The 14,526-nt window shown below is 70.9% G+C and carries 12 protein-coding genes and 1 pseudogene; 8 read left to right on the top strand and 5 right to left on the bottom strand.

All coding sequences use genetic code 11. The features are described from left to right. Window positions 1–15: 15 nt before the first annotated feature. A complete protein-coding gene (locus tag AD017_RS15655; protein WP_060574670.1) occupies window positions 16–621 on the bottom strand; it encodes a transglycosylase family protein in 606 nt (201 codons plus the stop codon). Window positions 622–1,109: 488 nt separating this feature from the next. On the opposite strand from AD017_RS15655, the gene moaC reads away from it, so the two are divergent. The 3 genes from moaC to AD017_RS37420 are packed head-to-tail and all read left to right on the top strand — an operon-like array spanning window position 1,110 to window position 2,493. Next, entirely contained in the window at window positions 1,110–1,562 is a 453-nt protein-coding gene (moaC, locus tag AD017_RS15650) for a cyclic pyranopterin monophosphate synthase MoaC (RefSeq protein ID WP_010242385.1), read from the top strand. Continuing rightward, on the top strand, window positions 1,559–2,062 hold the full coding sequence (locus tag AD017_RS37425; protein WP_060576423.1) for a molybdenum cofactor biosynthesis protein B: 504 nt from the start codon (window positions 1,559–1,561) through the stop codon (window positions 2,060–2,062). Before moaC ends, AD017_RS37425 begins: the two co-directional genes overlap by 4 nt. Further along, the gene (locus AD017_RS37420; RefSeq protein ID WP_010242381.1) at window positions 2,059–2,493 is read left to right on the top strand and encodes a molybdenum cofactor biosynthesis protein MoaE; all 435 of its coding nucleotides are present in this window, start codon (window positions 2,059–2,061) and stop codon (window positions 2,491–2,493) included. The genes AD017_RS37425 and AD017_RS37420 overlap by 4 nt, the downstream gene beginning before the upstream one ends. A 124-nt stretch (window positions 2,494–2,617) precedes the next feature. Here the strand turns inward: AD017_RS37420 and AD017_RS37230 are convergent, their stop codons facing one another. Continuing rightward, window positions 2,618–2,905 (bottom strand): LysM domain-containing protein, encoded by a 288-nt coding sequence (locus AD017_RS37230; protein WP_304440544.1) that lies wholly within the window; start codon window positions 2,903–2,905, stop codon window positions 2,618–2,620. Window positions 2,906–2,926: 21 nt separating this feature from the next. Continuing rightward, window positions 2,927–2,998, bottom strand: a pseudogene (locus AD017_RS37225) (transglycosylase); the annotation flags it as partial. Between the two features lie 135 nt (window positions 2,999–3,133). On the opposite strand from AD017_RS37225, the gene AD017_RS15630 reads away from it, so the two are divergent. Both AD017_RS15630 and AD017_RS36315 read left to right on the top strand, forming a co-directional pair. Next, window positions 3,134–4,231 carry a tyrosine-type recombinase/integrase gene (locus AD017_RS15630; protein ID WP_168172826.1) on the top strand — a complete coding sequence of 366 codons (1,098 nt, stop codon included), beginning with the start codon at window positions 3,134–3,136 and terminating at the stop codon, window positions 4,229–4,231. A gap of 146 nt (window positions 4,232–4,377) precedes the next feature. After that, a complete protein-coding gene (locus tag AD017_RS36315) occupies window positions 4,378–6,321 on the top strand; it encodes a tyrosine-type recombinase/integrase (protein ID WP_227013334.1) in 1,944 nt (647 codons plus the stop codon). A 289-nt stretch (window positions 6,322–6,610) separates the two neighbouring features. Here AD017_RS36315 and AD017_RS15620 read toward each other — a convergent pair whose 3' ends face one another. Next, on the bottom strand, window positions 6,611–9,202 hold the full coding sequence (locus AD017_RS15620; protein WP_227012956.1) for a site-specific integrase: 2,592 nt from the start codon (window positions 9,200–9,202) through the stop codon (window positions 6,611–6,613). Continuing rightward, complete coding sequence (locus tag AD017_RS15615) at window positions 9,199–10,428, bottom strand: tyrosine-type recombinase/integrase (RefSeq protein ID WP_227013333.1); 1,230 nt, start codon at window positions 10,426–10,428, stop codon at window positions 9,199–9,201. Before AD017_RS15615 ends, AD017_RS15620 begins: the two co-directional genes overlap by 4 nt. Before the next feature lie 898 nt (window positions 10,429–11,326). On the opposite strand from AD017_RS15615, the gene AD017_RS15610 reads away from it, so the two are divergent. The 3 genes from AD017_RS15610 to AD017_RS15600 are packed head-to-tail and all read left to right on the top strand — an operon-like array spanning window position 11,327 to window position 14,487. After that, window positions 11,327–12,244, top strand: a complete 918-nt coding sequence (locus tag AD017_RS15610; protein WP_010242377.1) for a MoxR family ATPase — start codon at window positions 11,327–11,329, stop codon at window positions 12,242–12,244. A 4-nt stretch (window positions 12,245–12,248) separates the two neighbouring features. Continuing rightward, complete coding sequence (locus AD017_RS15605; RefSeq protein WP_060574666.1) at window positions 12,249–13,379, top strand: VWA domain-containing protein; 1,131 nt, start codon at window positions 12,249–12,251, stop codon at window positions 13,377–13,379. After that, on the top strand, window positions 13,372–14,487 hold the full coding sequence (locus tag AD017_RS15600; RefSeq protein WP_060574665.1) for an XdhC/CoxI family protein: 1,116 nt from the start codon (window positions 13,372–13,374) through the stop codon (window positions 14,485–14,487). The genes AD017_RS15605 and AD017_RS15600 overlap by 8 nt, the downstream gene beginning before the upstream one ends. The last annotated feature ends 39 nt before the right edge of the window (window positions 14,488–14,526 follow it).

Here is a 14,526-nt window from a genome sequence, read left to right as displayed (position 1 = left end):
CCCGGGTGGGCCTGATCAGACGTTGACGACCTGGCCCGGGTGGATCATCTGCCCGGCGCCGAGGCCCGGGTTCTTGGCGAGCAGGTTCTTCCAGTGCCCGACACCGTGCGCCGCGGCGATCTTGCCGAGGGTGTCGCCGGACTTCACCGTGTAGGTGTTGCCGGACGGCGCGGCCGCCGGGGCGCTCAGCTTGGTGCGCGTGGGGGCCTGCGAGCCGGAGTCGCGCTCGACCGTGCGCGGGGTCGAGGAGCCGGAGGCGCCGGTCTTCTTGGAGCACGACGGCCAGGCGTTCCAGCCCTGCTCCGCCAGCACCTTCTCCGCGACGGCGATCTGCTCGGTACGGGTCGCCTGGTGCGCCGCGGACGCGTACTCGCCGCCGCCGAAGGCCTTCCAGGTGGACGGGGTGAACTGCAGACCACCGGAGAAGCCGTTGCCGGTGTTGGCCGCCCAGTTCCCGGTGCTCTCGCAGTGCGCGAGCTCGTCCCAGGTGGAGTCGGTGGCGGCGTTCGCCGGGACGATCGCGAGCATGGGGGCTCCGAGGACGGCGCCGGCGACGGCGGTCCGGGCGATCGTGCGTCCGGCGGTGCTGGGTTTGCGATGCTTACCGCGGTATCGAGCCATGGCAGGTCTCCCGCGTGGCGCCGTCCGACCAGTGCGCCCGGGGAGTGGGCGCGCGTTCCGGTGGCCGGGGAGTGGCCACCGATCCGCATCGCGGTCGGCCCTGTCCCACGAAGTACCTCGGGGGCCGGTGACCGCCGGACAGGGAGCACTGCGGTACCGGAGCCCGTCCGCATTGGGGGAGTCGGTCGGGCCGGGATCGAAGGTAGGTCACGTCAGGGCGACGGGAAAGTCGACGGCGACACGGCGTGGCGTCGGACGTTCCGGGCACATCAAGATCGAATAAACGGTTTCCGCTGGTCATTCCCGCCGATCACGAAGCGGATACGCTCGAGGAAACTCTGTGTTCGGTTCCACAAACGTGATACAGATCACAATTTACGACCATCCGGACCAACGTCTGCGGCCACTCCGCGTGCACACCCCCGGCGTATAGGGTCGGCGCCGTGAGTAGCGAGCTCAGCCACGTCGACGAGGCAGGCGCCGCCCGCATGGTGGACGTCTCGGACAAGCAGCCGGGCCGCCGGGCCGCGGTCGCGACGGGTGTCGTGCGCACCACCGCCGAGGTCGTGGGCCTGCTCCGCGCCGACGGGCTGCCGAAGGGTGACGCGCTGGCGACCGCCCGGATCGCCGGGATCATGGGTGCCAAACGGACCCCGGACCTCGTCCCCCTCTGTCACCCGATCGCGATCAGCGGCGTCACCGTCGATCTCGAGCCCGACACCGAGGGCGACGCCGGGCGGATCGCGATCCGGGCCGAGGTCCGGACCACCGACCGCACCGGGGTGGAGATGGAGGCGCTCACCGCCGTCACCGTCGCGGGGCTGACCCTGCACGACATGATCAAGGCGGTCGACCCGGCCGCGGTGCTCGACGCGGTGCGGGTCGAGCGCAAGGACGGCGGGAAGACCGGGCAGTGGACCCGCCCGGAGGACCGGTCGTGAGCGCGGACGCCGGAGCGGACCGCGACACCCGCACCGCCCGTGTCGTCACGGCGTCGAACCGGGCCGCGGCAGGGGTCTACACCGACCGCGGCGGCCCGCTGATCACCGGCTGGCTGCGCGAGCGCGGCTACGCGACGCCCGACCCCGTCGTCGTCCCGGACGGCGAGCCGGTCGGCGAGGCGCTGCGTGCCGCCGTCGCGGACGGCGTGGACGTCGTGATCACCACCGGCGGGACCGGGATCTCCCCCACCGACGCCACCCCGGAGGTGACGCGCGCGGTGCTGGACCACGAGGTGCCCGGGCTGGCCGACGCGGTGCGCCGGGCCGGCGAGGCCCAGGTGCCCACGGCCGTCCTGTCCCGTGGGGTGGCCGGCGTGGCGGGCCGGACGCTGATCGTGAACCTGCCCGGGTCGCCGGGCGGGGTGAAGGACGGCCTGGGCGTCCTGGGGGGCGTCCTCGACCACGCCGTCGACCAGCTGCACGGAGGGGACCACCGATGAGCGAGCACCCCACGGTCCTGCGGGCCGCGGTCGGCGAGGAGCCACTGGACGTGGACGAGCACGCCCGGCTCGTCGAGCACGCCGCGGCCGGCGCCGTCGTCACCTTCGCCGGGGTGGTCCGCGACCACGACGGCGGCCGGTCGGTGCACGGCCTGGAGTACAGCGCCCACCCGACCGCGGGCCGGATCGTCGCGGAGGTGGCCGAGCAGGTGGCCGCCCGCAGCGACGGGGTGCGCGCGCTGGCGGTGAGCCACCGGATCGGTCCGCTGGACATCGGCGAGGTCGCGCTGGCCTGCGCGGTGGCCGCGGAGCACCGCGGGCAGGCGTTCGGCGCGTGCGCCGAGCTGGTCGACGAGGTCAAGCGGCTGCTCCCGGTGTGGAAGCACCAGCGGTTCACCGACGGCACCGACGAGTGGGTCAACTCGGCCTGAACGACGGGAACGGCCCGGACCGCACCCCGAGGGGTGGGTCCGGGCCGTCGTCCGCCGGGGCGGGTGCTGGGGACACCGCGCGCCCCGTCACGTCCGTCCGGATGGCGGTCCGGGCGGACGGGGATCAGCCCAGGTTCAGGCTCTGCCCGACACCGATGGCGTTCACGTTCGAGATGCCGTTCAGCGAGGCCAGCTTCGCGACCGAGGTGCCGTGCGCCGCGGCGATCTTCCCGAGGGTGTCGCCGGACTTGACGGTGTAGCCACCGCCCGCGGCCTTGGCGGCCTTCTTCGGGGCGGCCGGCGCGGCGGGGGCCGAGGCCTTGACCCGCTTGCCCGTGTCGGCCGAGTGGCCGGTGATGCCCAGCTTCTTGGAGCAGGAGGGCCAGGCGCCCCAGCCCTGCGCCGCCAGCACCTTCTCGGCGACGGCGATCTGCTCGGAGCGGCTCGCGTTCGCCGCCGACCCCTGACCGCCGTAGGCGCTCCAGGTGGAGGGCGAGAACTGCAGGCCACCTTTTATCTGGACACCTGACTTCTGACCGCGGTGTCTCTGCAGGTCAGAGACTTGTGGTTTGTGATCTAGTGCCGGGCCATGCGAGTAGCGAAGTGCGTTCCAGAACGAGTAGGCGAACCGGCTTTGGCTGTGGTCGACGACGTGGGCTCGCCGGTGCCGGAGGTGTCGGCGTTCCTGCGGTCGCTGGCGGTGCGGGAGTACTCGCCGAACACGGTGCGGGCCTATGCCTACGACCTGTTGAAGCTGCTGATGTTCCTCGACGGTCGAGGGTGCCCGCTGGCCGACTTCTCGCCGGTGCTGGCCACAGATTTTCTGGCCTGGCTTCGCCAGCAGTCCTCGGCTGGCCGTGCACAGCGCAGCCAGCTGGGGTTGGTGACCGCGCAGGGACGGCGTCTGTCCGCGCGGACGTGCAACCGCACGTTGGCAGCGGTGTCGTCGTTCTATGAGTTCCTGATCAGCTGCGGTGGCTATATCGGTGTAAGTAATCCGATCTTGCGCGAGGCCGACCACGTCTCGGCCCAAGTCTTGGGGCGGCACCGGGCGCCGCTGGTGACCAGCGCCGATCAACGGCCTATCCGCCGCACGCTGCGAGTCCGGACGGTCGACACGCTTCCGCGCCCGGTACCGGACGAGACGTTCACCGCGCTGCTCGGACAGCTGACCAAGCTGCGTGACCGGGCGCTGGTCGAGCTGATGCGAGAGGGCGGTTTCCGCCCCGGTGAGGTGCTCGGCTTGCATCTGGACGACGTCTCCTACGGTCGCAAGCGGGTCACCATCCGTCACCGCGGCGATCACCCCGCAGGGGCGCGGCAGAAGAGCCGCCGCGACCGGGTGGTGGATCTGCTCGAGGACCGGGCGTTGCCGGTGCTGAACCGCTATCTGCTGCTCGAACGCCCACCGGACGTCGAGTCCTCGGTGGTGTTCCTGGTCGGCGGCCGCGGCCAGCGCCGGGGCGAGGCGTTGAGCTACGACGGGCTGGTGCGGATGTTCCAGCGCGCCGCAGTCCGGGCCGAACTGCGGGAGAGCTGGCTGACTCCACACAGCCTGCGTCACACCCACGCCACACGGATGTTCGAACTTGGGATGGGCGAACTGACGTTGATGCGCCGGCTCGGGCACGCGAGCCCGGACTCGACAAGGGTCTACACCCGCGTCACTGACCACCAGGTCCGAGACGAGTACCGCGCGGCGCTCGAGATCGGCGTGGAGCTGGGAGACCGCCGGTGAGCGGGTCGGGGCCGAGCGGCGCTGCTGATCCGGGCGGCTCATCGCGCCGGCCCCGTGATTTCTCGGAACCGTGGCACGCCTCGGCGCAGGAGTACGAGCGGTTCGTCCGGGACGGGCTGCGGGCCTCGAGGAACTGGGGCCCGGCATTGCGCGATGCGCGCACGGAGTTCGTCGCGCACTACCCGAGCCTGGCCCGCTGGATGCGCCGACCGATCGCTGAACGCCTGGGGCCGACCGGCAACATCCCCCGCCGAGCGCACGGCGCGCTGGTGGACCCGGCGGCGGCGCGGGCCAGCCTGAACGCGCGGCCCTACCTGATCTATCTGAGCCTGACCGGGCGGCTTCCGCTGGACTGGACCTGGCTGTTCGGGGTCAAGGTCCTGCGGATCCTTCCGATCGCCGACGGGCTCGGGTTGGCGCTGCGCGCCCAGATGGCCGAGCTGCTGGACCGGGCAGTCGCGCTCGGTGCAAAGAAGAGCGGAGTGCACTGGCAGCATTCCTGGGCCATCCCCCGGCTGCTGCTCCACCGCGCTGACCCGGACCTGCACACCCTGACCGCAGCCGACATCGACGAGCTGCGAGACAGCATCCGCCACATCCACTCGCTGCCTGAGAACGATCAGATCGATATGCCGACCGACCAGCGCTCCGGGTTCCCGATGAACTGGATGACTCACGCCACCCAGACCGGGGTCCTGCTGTTCCACACCGGGGTCATCGAGACCCTGCCACTGCGCAAACACCCCCGACGCCGCCGCGCGCTGAGCACCGTCCCCGGGGTCGGCGCGGTGATGGACCGCTATGTCGATGAGCTCGCGGTCACCCGCCGCCCCGGCACCGTCGCCCAGGCCCGCTCGGCGCTGTTGCGCCTGGCCGCCTGGCACATCGAGACCCGGCCGGAGGAAACCAGCTTGGCCGGGCTGGATCGTCCGGCGCTGCTGGGGTTCCTGGCTTGGCTGCCGCACCAGCGCAAGTGGAAACACCCCGACCAGCCACTCTCGGCCATCTATCGCCAGCACGTGATCAGACACGTCGTCGCGTTCTTCCGACACGCCGCCAACCACGGCTGGGACGCCATGCCTGCACGGGCCCCGCTGACCACCGCTGACGTCCCGCGCAACATCGACCGGGTCCCGCGATTCATCCCGGCCGAGCAGCTCGAACCGCTGATGGACGGCATCCGCGAGCTGGATTGCCAGCTGCAGCGCTGCGCGCTGCTGCTCGCCCGCTGGAGCGGCGCTCGCAGCGGTGAGATCCACAAGCTCGATCTGGATTGCCTCGACACCTACCCCGACGGGACCCATCGGCTCCGGTTGGCCGCCGGCAAGTCCGGCAAGGAACGAGTAGCGCCGATCCACCCTGAAGCCGCCGACGCGCTCCGCGCACTGATCGCGCAGCGTCGCGCCCAGACCGACCGGTCGCTGTTCGACCCGGACCTCGGCCGCGAGATCCGCTACCTGTTCCTGCGCAACGGACGCCTGGCCAGCCCGGACTACCTGTTCAAACGCGGCCTGGAACGGGTCTGCGAACAGCTCGGGTTCGTCGACGACAAGGGCCGGGCCCTGATCCACCCACACCGGTTCCGGCACACCATCGGCACCCAGCTCGGCGAACGCGGCGCGAAGATCCAGACCATCATGAAGGTCCTCGGGCACAGCTCGGCCGGCATGTCGATGACCTACACCAGCCTGTCCGACCCGGTCGTGCTCGCCGACTACCAGGCCGTCCTCACTCCCGGCGCGGTGCTGGCCGGCCCGCAGGCCGAGGCCATCCGCAGCGGCGAACTCACCGACGAGGCGGTGAACTGGCTGTCGACGAACTTCTACAAGACCGAACTCGAACTCGGCCGCTGCCTGCGCCTGCCCCAAGAGGGCCCCTGCGAATGCGACCTCTACCTGACCTGCTCGAAGTTCCTCACCACACCCGACTACGCACCCCGACTGCACGCCCGCCTCGACGTCGAACAGCAACTCATCGACGACGCCCGGACCCGCGGCTGGGACCGCGAAGTCGAACGACACCAACGGATCGCTGCCAAGCTCCGCGCCCTCCTCGACGAGCTCGGCCAGCCCCCGACACCGCACATCTGACCGCCCAGCCGAATCCGCGCGCCCGGGCGTCACGACGAACCCTCCAGACCGAGCCACGACATCATCCGCGCGCCCCAACTCCTCCCACTCGCAGGGCAGTGATCTGCATCACCCTGTAGTGGATCTGTTCGGATAACACCCTGGTATCCGTTGCCAGAATCGATCGTCCAGTCGCCACCGGACTCGCTTATCTGGAGTAGCGCGGTGGGTGCGACCGCCCCAGCGCGAGTAGGTCGATTTAGCTGTCCGATGGGGGTGAAACTGCGGCCGCGACTCGGGCGTGTGGTGATCATCGAACTGTCTCCTTCGAGGGCGTCGATCGGCCGGGTGCTGGCTCCGAGGCCGAGGTCGGTGTGGGCATTCCGAGATCGGTGACCGCCGCTCGGTGAGTGCGGGCGGAGCGATCGAGGGCGGCGAGTTTTGCCTGTCCGGCGCGCAGGGTGTGTTCGAGGCCCTCGAGTTCGCCGAGCCAGCCGTGGACGCGGGCTTCGTCGATGCGGTCGGTGAGATTGGCAAGGATCGTGACCAGTCGCTGGCGGGCGCGGGGGTCGACGCGCTGCATCGGACAGCGCAGGCAGGCGTGCTCGTGCGAGCACGGGGTTCCGTAGGGCCGCGCGCAGCTGCCCAGTTCAAGAGCCCGGCGCTCGAAGTGCTGCTCGAACTCGGCCCACTCAGCCGGGGTGGGTTCGCGATACTCGGCGCTGGGGCGCACCGCGCGCCGCCGGTCGAGGTAGGTGCGGTAGGTGCGAATCAACTCCTCGTCGAACACCGCTAGGTAGGACTGGGTGGTGTTGAGGCTGTGATGGCCGAGCAGCCGGGCAGCGATGTGGACGGGCAGCCCCGTTGTGACGGCCTCGGTGGCGAACATGCGCCGAAAGTCGTGTGGGGTGAACCGCAGCGGCTCTCCGTCGCGACCGCGCAGTCCAGCCGCGTCGACGGTGCCTTGCAGCAGACGGTGCACCATGTCGCGGGTCAGCGCCCGCTGTCGAGTGGGGCCCGCGCGCCGCTGGAATAGGTGCGGCAGGACCGGCCCGTAGACCCGCTCGTGATGGTCCCAGCGCGACACGACCGGTATGCGGCCATCGTTGTCGGCGCGCAGCCTGCTCACGATGCTGGCCAGCACGCTGGCCAGTTCCGGGCTGACCAGCAATAGCCGTTCTTCGTCGATTTTGGACGGCAGGACCTGCAGGAGCGGCACCACCTCGCCGGTAGGGGGGAGCCGATAGGACGACAACGCCAGTTCGGTCAGCTCGAGTAGTTCCTCGACCCGTAGCCCGGTGTGGCGCAATGTTTCGATCACCGCCCAGGCCCAGAACGTCTTATCCTCACGCCGGACTACGTCGATCCGCTCGCCAGGCTCGTCCCGGTCCTCGTCTCGGCCTTCTGTTGCAGGACCGGGCAGGGGTTGGACAGTCACGGAAGACTGCTCGCAGGATCGGCCGCCGCGCTCGGTATGACTGCGCCGCGCGACCCGGCGATAGCGGGGCGCTGTCCCCGGTATGGCACTCGCGCCGTCCTGCTCGGTGGAATCGCTGGCTGGCTCGGGGGTGGACACGCTGAACTCGGCGCCGATCTCCGTGCATTGGGCCGCGGTGAGGACCGCGGCCCAGTGTGCGTGGGAGTTCTGCGCGGTCTCGGCCAGTGTCAGTAGGTGCGGGAGCCGATCGCGGACGCGCTGGTGCATCCGCGCGGTCAGTGCAGCTCGTTGTTTTTGCGGCCGAATGTTGGCGGTGTCGCGACGCGGAATCGGACAAGGCACTACCCATGGCGCCCAGCTGGGGTCTTCGATCGCCCACTCGGCCAGGTCGAGGTAGAACGCACGGACGGTGATCAAGACCTGTTGCACTCCGAGAGCAGCGCGTTTGCCACCCCGCTTGTGCTCACCGAGCCGTCGCTTCCAGGCCGACACCATGTCCGGTGACAGGCGAAGTGAGTCCAGTCCCGGGTGGTGGGCCTCCAGATCGACCCAGAACAGCGAAACCAGCTGGTTCGACCGGTTCAGCATCGTGCTGTGGTCGCTGCGCTGTTCCAATTCGCTCAAGTAGCGCACCAGCAGATCCCGGATCGAGCGGTTCTGGATCCGGTAGCGGTCCACCAGTTCAGCCGGGCTGCGTTGGCCGAGCCGGGCGCGTTCCCACGGCTCCGGGCGGGGCCCGGACAGCTCGGTGACGGTAGCGAGCAGGTCCCAGGCCACGAACGTGCCGCGCAGATCGCGGCCGCGGTGGGTGTAGGACCAGATGCGGAACTCGGCGAAGTCTTCCGCAGTGATCTGCTCCAGTTCCCGGCCGGTGTGCAGAACCAGCTTGGTCAAGATCACCACGGCCTCGGCAGGTATCCGGCCCTCGAGCCTGCGGGCCTGCACGGTCTCCTCGAGCTGGGTGAAAGCTGTCGGGCTCAGACACCGCCGGGCGTCGATGAACAAGTTCATGGCGCGGTAGGCGGCGAGGAAGTCATAGCTGGGCAGCACCACGCGCGCCGACAGCAGACAGCCCAGGCCGCTGGTGAGGTCCGAGCGGTCTCTGACGCCTGGTTTGCGGCGAAGATCCTCGAGCCACCCCACCCCGGTGTCGGCTCCCGAGAGAACCCACCGCTGCTGCCAGCCATCGCCCGGGAATGACTCCAACCACTCCAGGATCCGGCGGGCCCCCCGCAGTCGATGCTGGCGTTCCCCGCCCCCGGCCGGTGGCCAGATCGGCAACCCCGGCAGTAGTGCCAGCACCTGGTCCAGATCAACGTCGTTGACCGGGCCCGAGCGTGACGGGACCTGCATCGCCGCCGATTCCGCTGCGTCGATGCCGCGCGGTGCTCCCGACTGCGGCCCCGCCGGGGAAGCGTTTGGCACCGACGCCGGCATCGACCGGGCCGTCTTCGCCGGGCTCATCGCTGCCCTCCGGCTTGACCCGAGAACGGCCCCAGCAAGATCGCCATATCCTCGGCGGCGTAGTCGGCGGCCCTGGCCGGCGCGACCGGCGCTGGTTCGCCGAGCCTGGCCAAGTGCTCGTGCACCCGGCCTAGGACCACGGATTCGTCGTCACACAAGTACTGCTGCGTCGTGGTCAAGTGGGCGTGCCCGAGCACAGTCTGCACGTCCCGCAACGACAGCCGGTCGTCCCGGATCATCCGGAGGGCACACGTGTGCCGTAGGTCGTGCATCGACCAGTTCGTGCCGAGCACCGCGTTCGCCCGCCGCATGACCGCCCGCCACGCGTCATAGCTCAATGGCTTTCGTCCCCGAACCTCCGAGCCCCCGCTGATCGTTACCGCCGTGATGGGTCCGCTCGGCGGCGTCCCATCGACCGTGGCCCCGTCTACCCCCCTCAAGACTGGGCCACGGTGCCGCCGGCGCAGCGTCTGCCACAGCGGCTCGCCCGGTCCCACCTCGCCGCCGAGTTGCTCGATGTAGAGACGCAACCACACGAATGTCTCGCCCGAGACCGGCAGCCACTGCTGTGCGTTGCTGCCCTTGCGATGGACCCGGACCAGCTGCTCGCCCCAGTCCAGGTCCGCGCCCCGGACCCCAAGCAGCTCTCCGATCCGGGCGCCACTGCTGACCGCCATGGCCACCATTGCCCGGTCCCGGTCCGAGCGCAGCGCCTCGAAAAGCGACTCCCACTGCTCATCGGGCATCGCCCGCGGCCGCGACCGCGGCAGCCGCGGGTTGTAGCGCAGCCGCGGCCGCGGTGTGAACGGGCCCAGCGGATTGTGGTGCGCGCCCGCACGCTGACCGGACCGGTCCCGCTCCCGCGGCACGGGATTCACCAGCGGCCCCCCGCCGCGTTCGTCGATCCAGAACTCGTAGAACGCCCGCAACACCGCATTGCTGTGGCGCACCGTCCGGGCCGCATAGCCATCTCCGGGATATGCCTTGCGCGTCACCGGGTTCACCGTCCCCGCCGTGACCGCGGACTCCCGCCGCCGCGACGCGCCCGGCTTGGTGGCGCGCCGCAGCCACAGCACCAGATCCCGGACCTCCGCCGACGACGCCCGATCCCAACGAACCTCGACTACAGCCAAGAACCGCCACCAGCGCAGCAGGTCATAGGCGTAACTGCGCACCGTGTGCGCCGACATCCCGCGGGCAGCGAGCTCGACCAGGAACTCGTTCACCGGCTCAATCGCGCACCCGTCCGGGCCGCGTACCTCCCAGCCCGGCAGGTGATCAGTCGCAGTCACGCGACCCCACCGGCCCAGCTCCAGGTCCTGCAGCTCCCGTTCCCTCGACATCAGCAGCCTCCGCGCTTTCGTGATCAGAAGCGCTAACGGCTACACCGAGCAACGCCGCCATCTGTGACGACACGCGGGCCCACAACCCGCTAGTCCGGTCAACAGAGCACTGCGCGAGCTGGTCCCAGACGTTGTCCGGGGCGGCGTTGGCGGTGCCGGCGATCGCAGCCGTCGCGCCGACCGCGACGATTCCCGCCGCGGCGACGCGCAGGAGACTTCGGCCCTTGGGTCCCTGAGACATTGTGCTTCGCTCCCACCGCGCCGGCCCGATCAGTCGCACGTCCGCGCTGGGTCCCCGGGCACAGGTGTGCCCGCCGTTCGTCGCGGAGCGTCGATCGGGACCGGGGAGCGACGTCCATGACGCCCGCGGAAGTGTTCTCTCTCGTCCCCGTCCCGTTCTGTATTCCTCGACGGACCGGACTGCCGCAGGACGGGGGTGGTTCGGCGCGGCGGGCCCGGATGTTGGCTCGTTCAGCTGGCCGCTCCGGTCGGACCGGCCGAGGCGGAACAGTGAACGGGCGAAAAGAATCCGTCAAACATCGGGCCGGTGAGCGGAATCACGGTGACACCGTTGTAATTATCAGATCAATCCTAAATGCACTGGTCAACGACGTCACATCACGGACCTATCTCGCGACTGTGAATATTTCAGGTGTGGAAGCAAACCGAACCTTCCGGGCCGCTCGTTCGTCTGTACGGGGATGGGCGCACACCCTCCGGAGGGTGCGGCCGGGGCCGCCTGCTGTGGCCGCTGCCGCGTCCCGTCCGGCATGCTGGTTCGGTGAACGACTCCGCACCCGCCGGCGCGCCGGGGCACCCCGCCCGTCCGGCACCAGGGAGCCCGGCCGACCTCGCCACCGCGCTGCGTGGCACCGGGTACCTGGCCGACGACGGCCTCGCCACGGCGGCCTACCTGGCCATGCAGATGAACCGCCCGCTGTTCTGCGAGGGCGAGCCGGGTACCGGCAAGACCGCGCTGGCGCAGGCCCTCGCCGAGACCCTCGGCGCACCGCTGATCCGGCTCCAGTGCCACGACGGCATCGACGCCGGTCAGGCCCTGTACGACTGGGACTTCCCCCGGCAGCTGCTGCACCTGCGCACCCTGGAGGCGACCGGCGGGGACCTCGACGCCGACGCGGTCGAGTCCTCCCTCTACGACGAGCGCTTCCTGCTGGACCGGCCGATCCTGCGCGCGCTGCGCACCAGCCCGTCGGTGCTGCTCATCGACGAGATCGACCGCGCCGACGACGAGTTCGAGGCCTTCCTGCTGGAGGTCCTCACCGAGCACGCCGTCACCATCCCCGAGGTCGGGGAGGTGCGCGCGCAGACGCCGCCGATCGTCGTCCTCACCTCCAACCGGACCCGCGAGGTGCACGACGCCCTCAAGCGCCGCTGCCTCTACCTCTGGCTCGAGCACCCGACGATCGAGCGGGAGATCGAGATCCTGCACAGCAGGCTGCCCGACGTGCCGGAGCGGCTCGCCGCGTCCGTCGCGCGCGCGGTGCAGAAGCTGCGGCACTCCGACCTGATCAAGCCGCCGGGCGTGGCCGAGACCCTGGACTGGGCCCGTGCGCTGCAGCTGGTCGGCGCCCGCCACCTGGACCCGGAGACCGCCGCCCGCACCCTCGGCGCGGTCCTCAAGTACCGCGAGGACGCCGACCGGGTGCACAAGCAGCTCGACTCCCTGCTCGCCTCCTGACGCCGTGACCGCCCCGCCCCCCACCGACGAGCTGCTGACGGGACTCGTCGGCTTCACCGAGGTGCTGCGTGCCGCCGGCGTGCCCGTGACCCAGGACCGGGTGACCGCGTTCCTGCAGGCCCTGGACACCCTCGACGTCACCGACCGGGAGCAGGCGTACTGGGCGGGCCGGTTGACGCTGTGCGGCGACCCGGACGACGTCGTCCGCTACGACCTGGCCTTCCCCTCCTGGTTCGAGCCGTCGGAGGGCCGTCGGGCCACGAACCGCGACGAGCGCCCGCCCGCCCCGCCGCGGCTCGCCGCGCTCGTCCCCGGCCGGGAGGGTGCCGGCGAGGACGACACCGACGACGACGGCCCGCAGATCAAGGCCGCCGCCACCGGCACCGAGGTGCTGCGCAGCCGCGACCTCGGCGAGCTCAGCCCGGCCGAGCGGGAGCACCTCCGCAGGCTGATGACGCTGCTGCGGCCGGAGCCCCCGACCCGGGCGTCGCGGCGACGGCGGCCGCACCGGCGCGGCACGGCCGACCCGCAGCGCACGCTGCGCACCGCGCTGCGCAACCAGGGCGAGCTGTCCACGATCCGGCGGCGGGACTCGTCCCGGCGCCCGCGCAAGGTCGTCCTGCTGATCGACGTCTCCGGCTCGATGGAGCCGTACGCCGACGCGCTGATGCGGTTCGCGCACGTCTTCGTGCGACGCTCGCCGCGTTCGGTGGAGGCGTTCACCCTCGGCACGCGTTTGACGAGAATCACCCGGGAATTGCGTCTGCGTGATCCGGAAAGAGCACTCGGTACGGCCGGGAAGGCGATTCCCGACTGGTCCGGGGGAACGCGTCTCGGCGAGTTGCTGAAGGCGTTCGTCGACCGGTGGGGGCGCCGTGGGGCCGCCCGCCGCGCCGTCGTCGTGGTCTTCTCCGACGGCTGGGAACGCGGCGGCACGGAACTGCTGGGCGAGCAGGTGGAGCAGCTGTCCCGGCTGGCCCACCGGCTGATCTGGGTGAACCCGCACGCCGGCAAGGACGGCTACGCCCCCGTCCAGGGCGGAATAGTCGCGGCCCTGCCGCACTTGGACGACTTGCTGGCCGGGCACAGCCTGGACACGCTGGAGAAGCTGCTGAAGGTGGTGCGAGATGCGTGACGTGATCGACCAGCTCGAGGGCTGGTGGAAGAACGGGCAGCCGGCCGCGCTGGCCACGGTGGTCGGCACCTTCCGGTCCGCTCCGCGCCAGCCCGGCGCGTCGATGCTGGTCGGACCGGGTGGCGAGGCCGTCGGCTCGGTGTCGGGCGGCTGCGTCGAGGGCGCCGTCTACGAGCTCGGCCAGCAGGTGTTGTCCGACGAGCGCCCGGTGCTGCAGCGCTACGGGGTGTCCGACGACGACGCGTTCGCCGTCGGCCTCACCTGCGGCGGGATCCTGGACATCTTCGTCGAGAAGGTGACCCCCGAGACCTACGACCAGCTCGGCCGGATCGCCGACGCGATCCGCGCCGAGGACCCGGTGGCGGTCGCGACCGTCGTCGCGGGCCCGTCCGAGCTGCTCGGCTCGCGCCTGGTCGTGTGGCCGGACCGCACGGAGGGCGGCACGGGCTCGGACCGGATCGACGACGCCGTCCGCGACGACGTCCGCGGCCTGCTCGACTCCGGCCGCAACGCGACCCTGACCTACGGGGTGCACGGCGAGCGGCGCGGCGAGGGCCTCCAGGTGTTCGTCGAGTCCTTCGCCCCGCCGCCCCGGATGATCGTGTTCGGCGCGATCGACTTCGCGGCCGCGGTGGCCCGGATGGGCGGCTTCCTCGGCTTCCGGGTGACCGTGTGCGACGCGCGCCCGGTCTTCGCGACCGCCAGCCGGTTCCCGGGGGCGAACGAGGTCGTCGTCGAGTGGCCGCACCGCTACCTGCAGGCCGAGGCCGACGCGGGGCGGATCGACCAGCGGACCGCGCTGTGCGTGCTCACCCACGACCCGAAGTTCGACGTGCCCCTGCTGGAGGTCGCGCTGCGGCTGCCGGAGGTCGGCTACATCGGGGCGATGGGGTCCCGCCGCACCCACGACGACCGGATCGACCGGCTCCGCGAGCGCGGCCTCACCGAGGCCGAGATCGGACGGATGTCGTCGCCGATCGGTCTCGACCTGGGTGCCCGTACCCCGGAGGAGACCGCGGTGTCGATCGCGGCGGAGATGATCGCCCAGCACTGGGGCGGCGAGGGGATCCCGCTCGCCGAGCGGGAGGGCCCCATCCACGCCTCCTGAGCCCTCCGCTTTCGGGGAGGCCGCCTGCCCGCCCGCGAC

This window comes from Pseudonocardia sp. EC080619-01, from assembly GCF_001420995.1.
Taxonomy (GTDB): Bacteria; Actinomycetota; Actinomycetes; order Mycobacteriales; family Pseudonocardiaceae; genus Pseudonocardia.
Note: the sequence above shows the minus strand (reverse complement) of the source record. Positions and strands in the feature narration are given on the sequence as shown.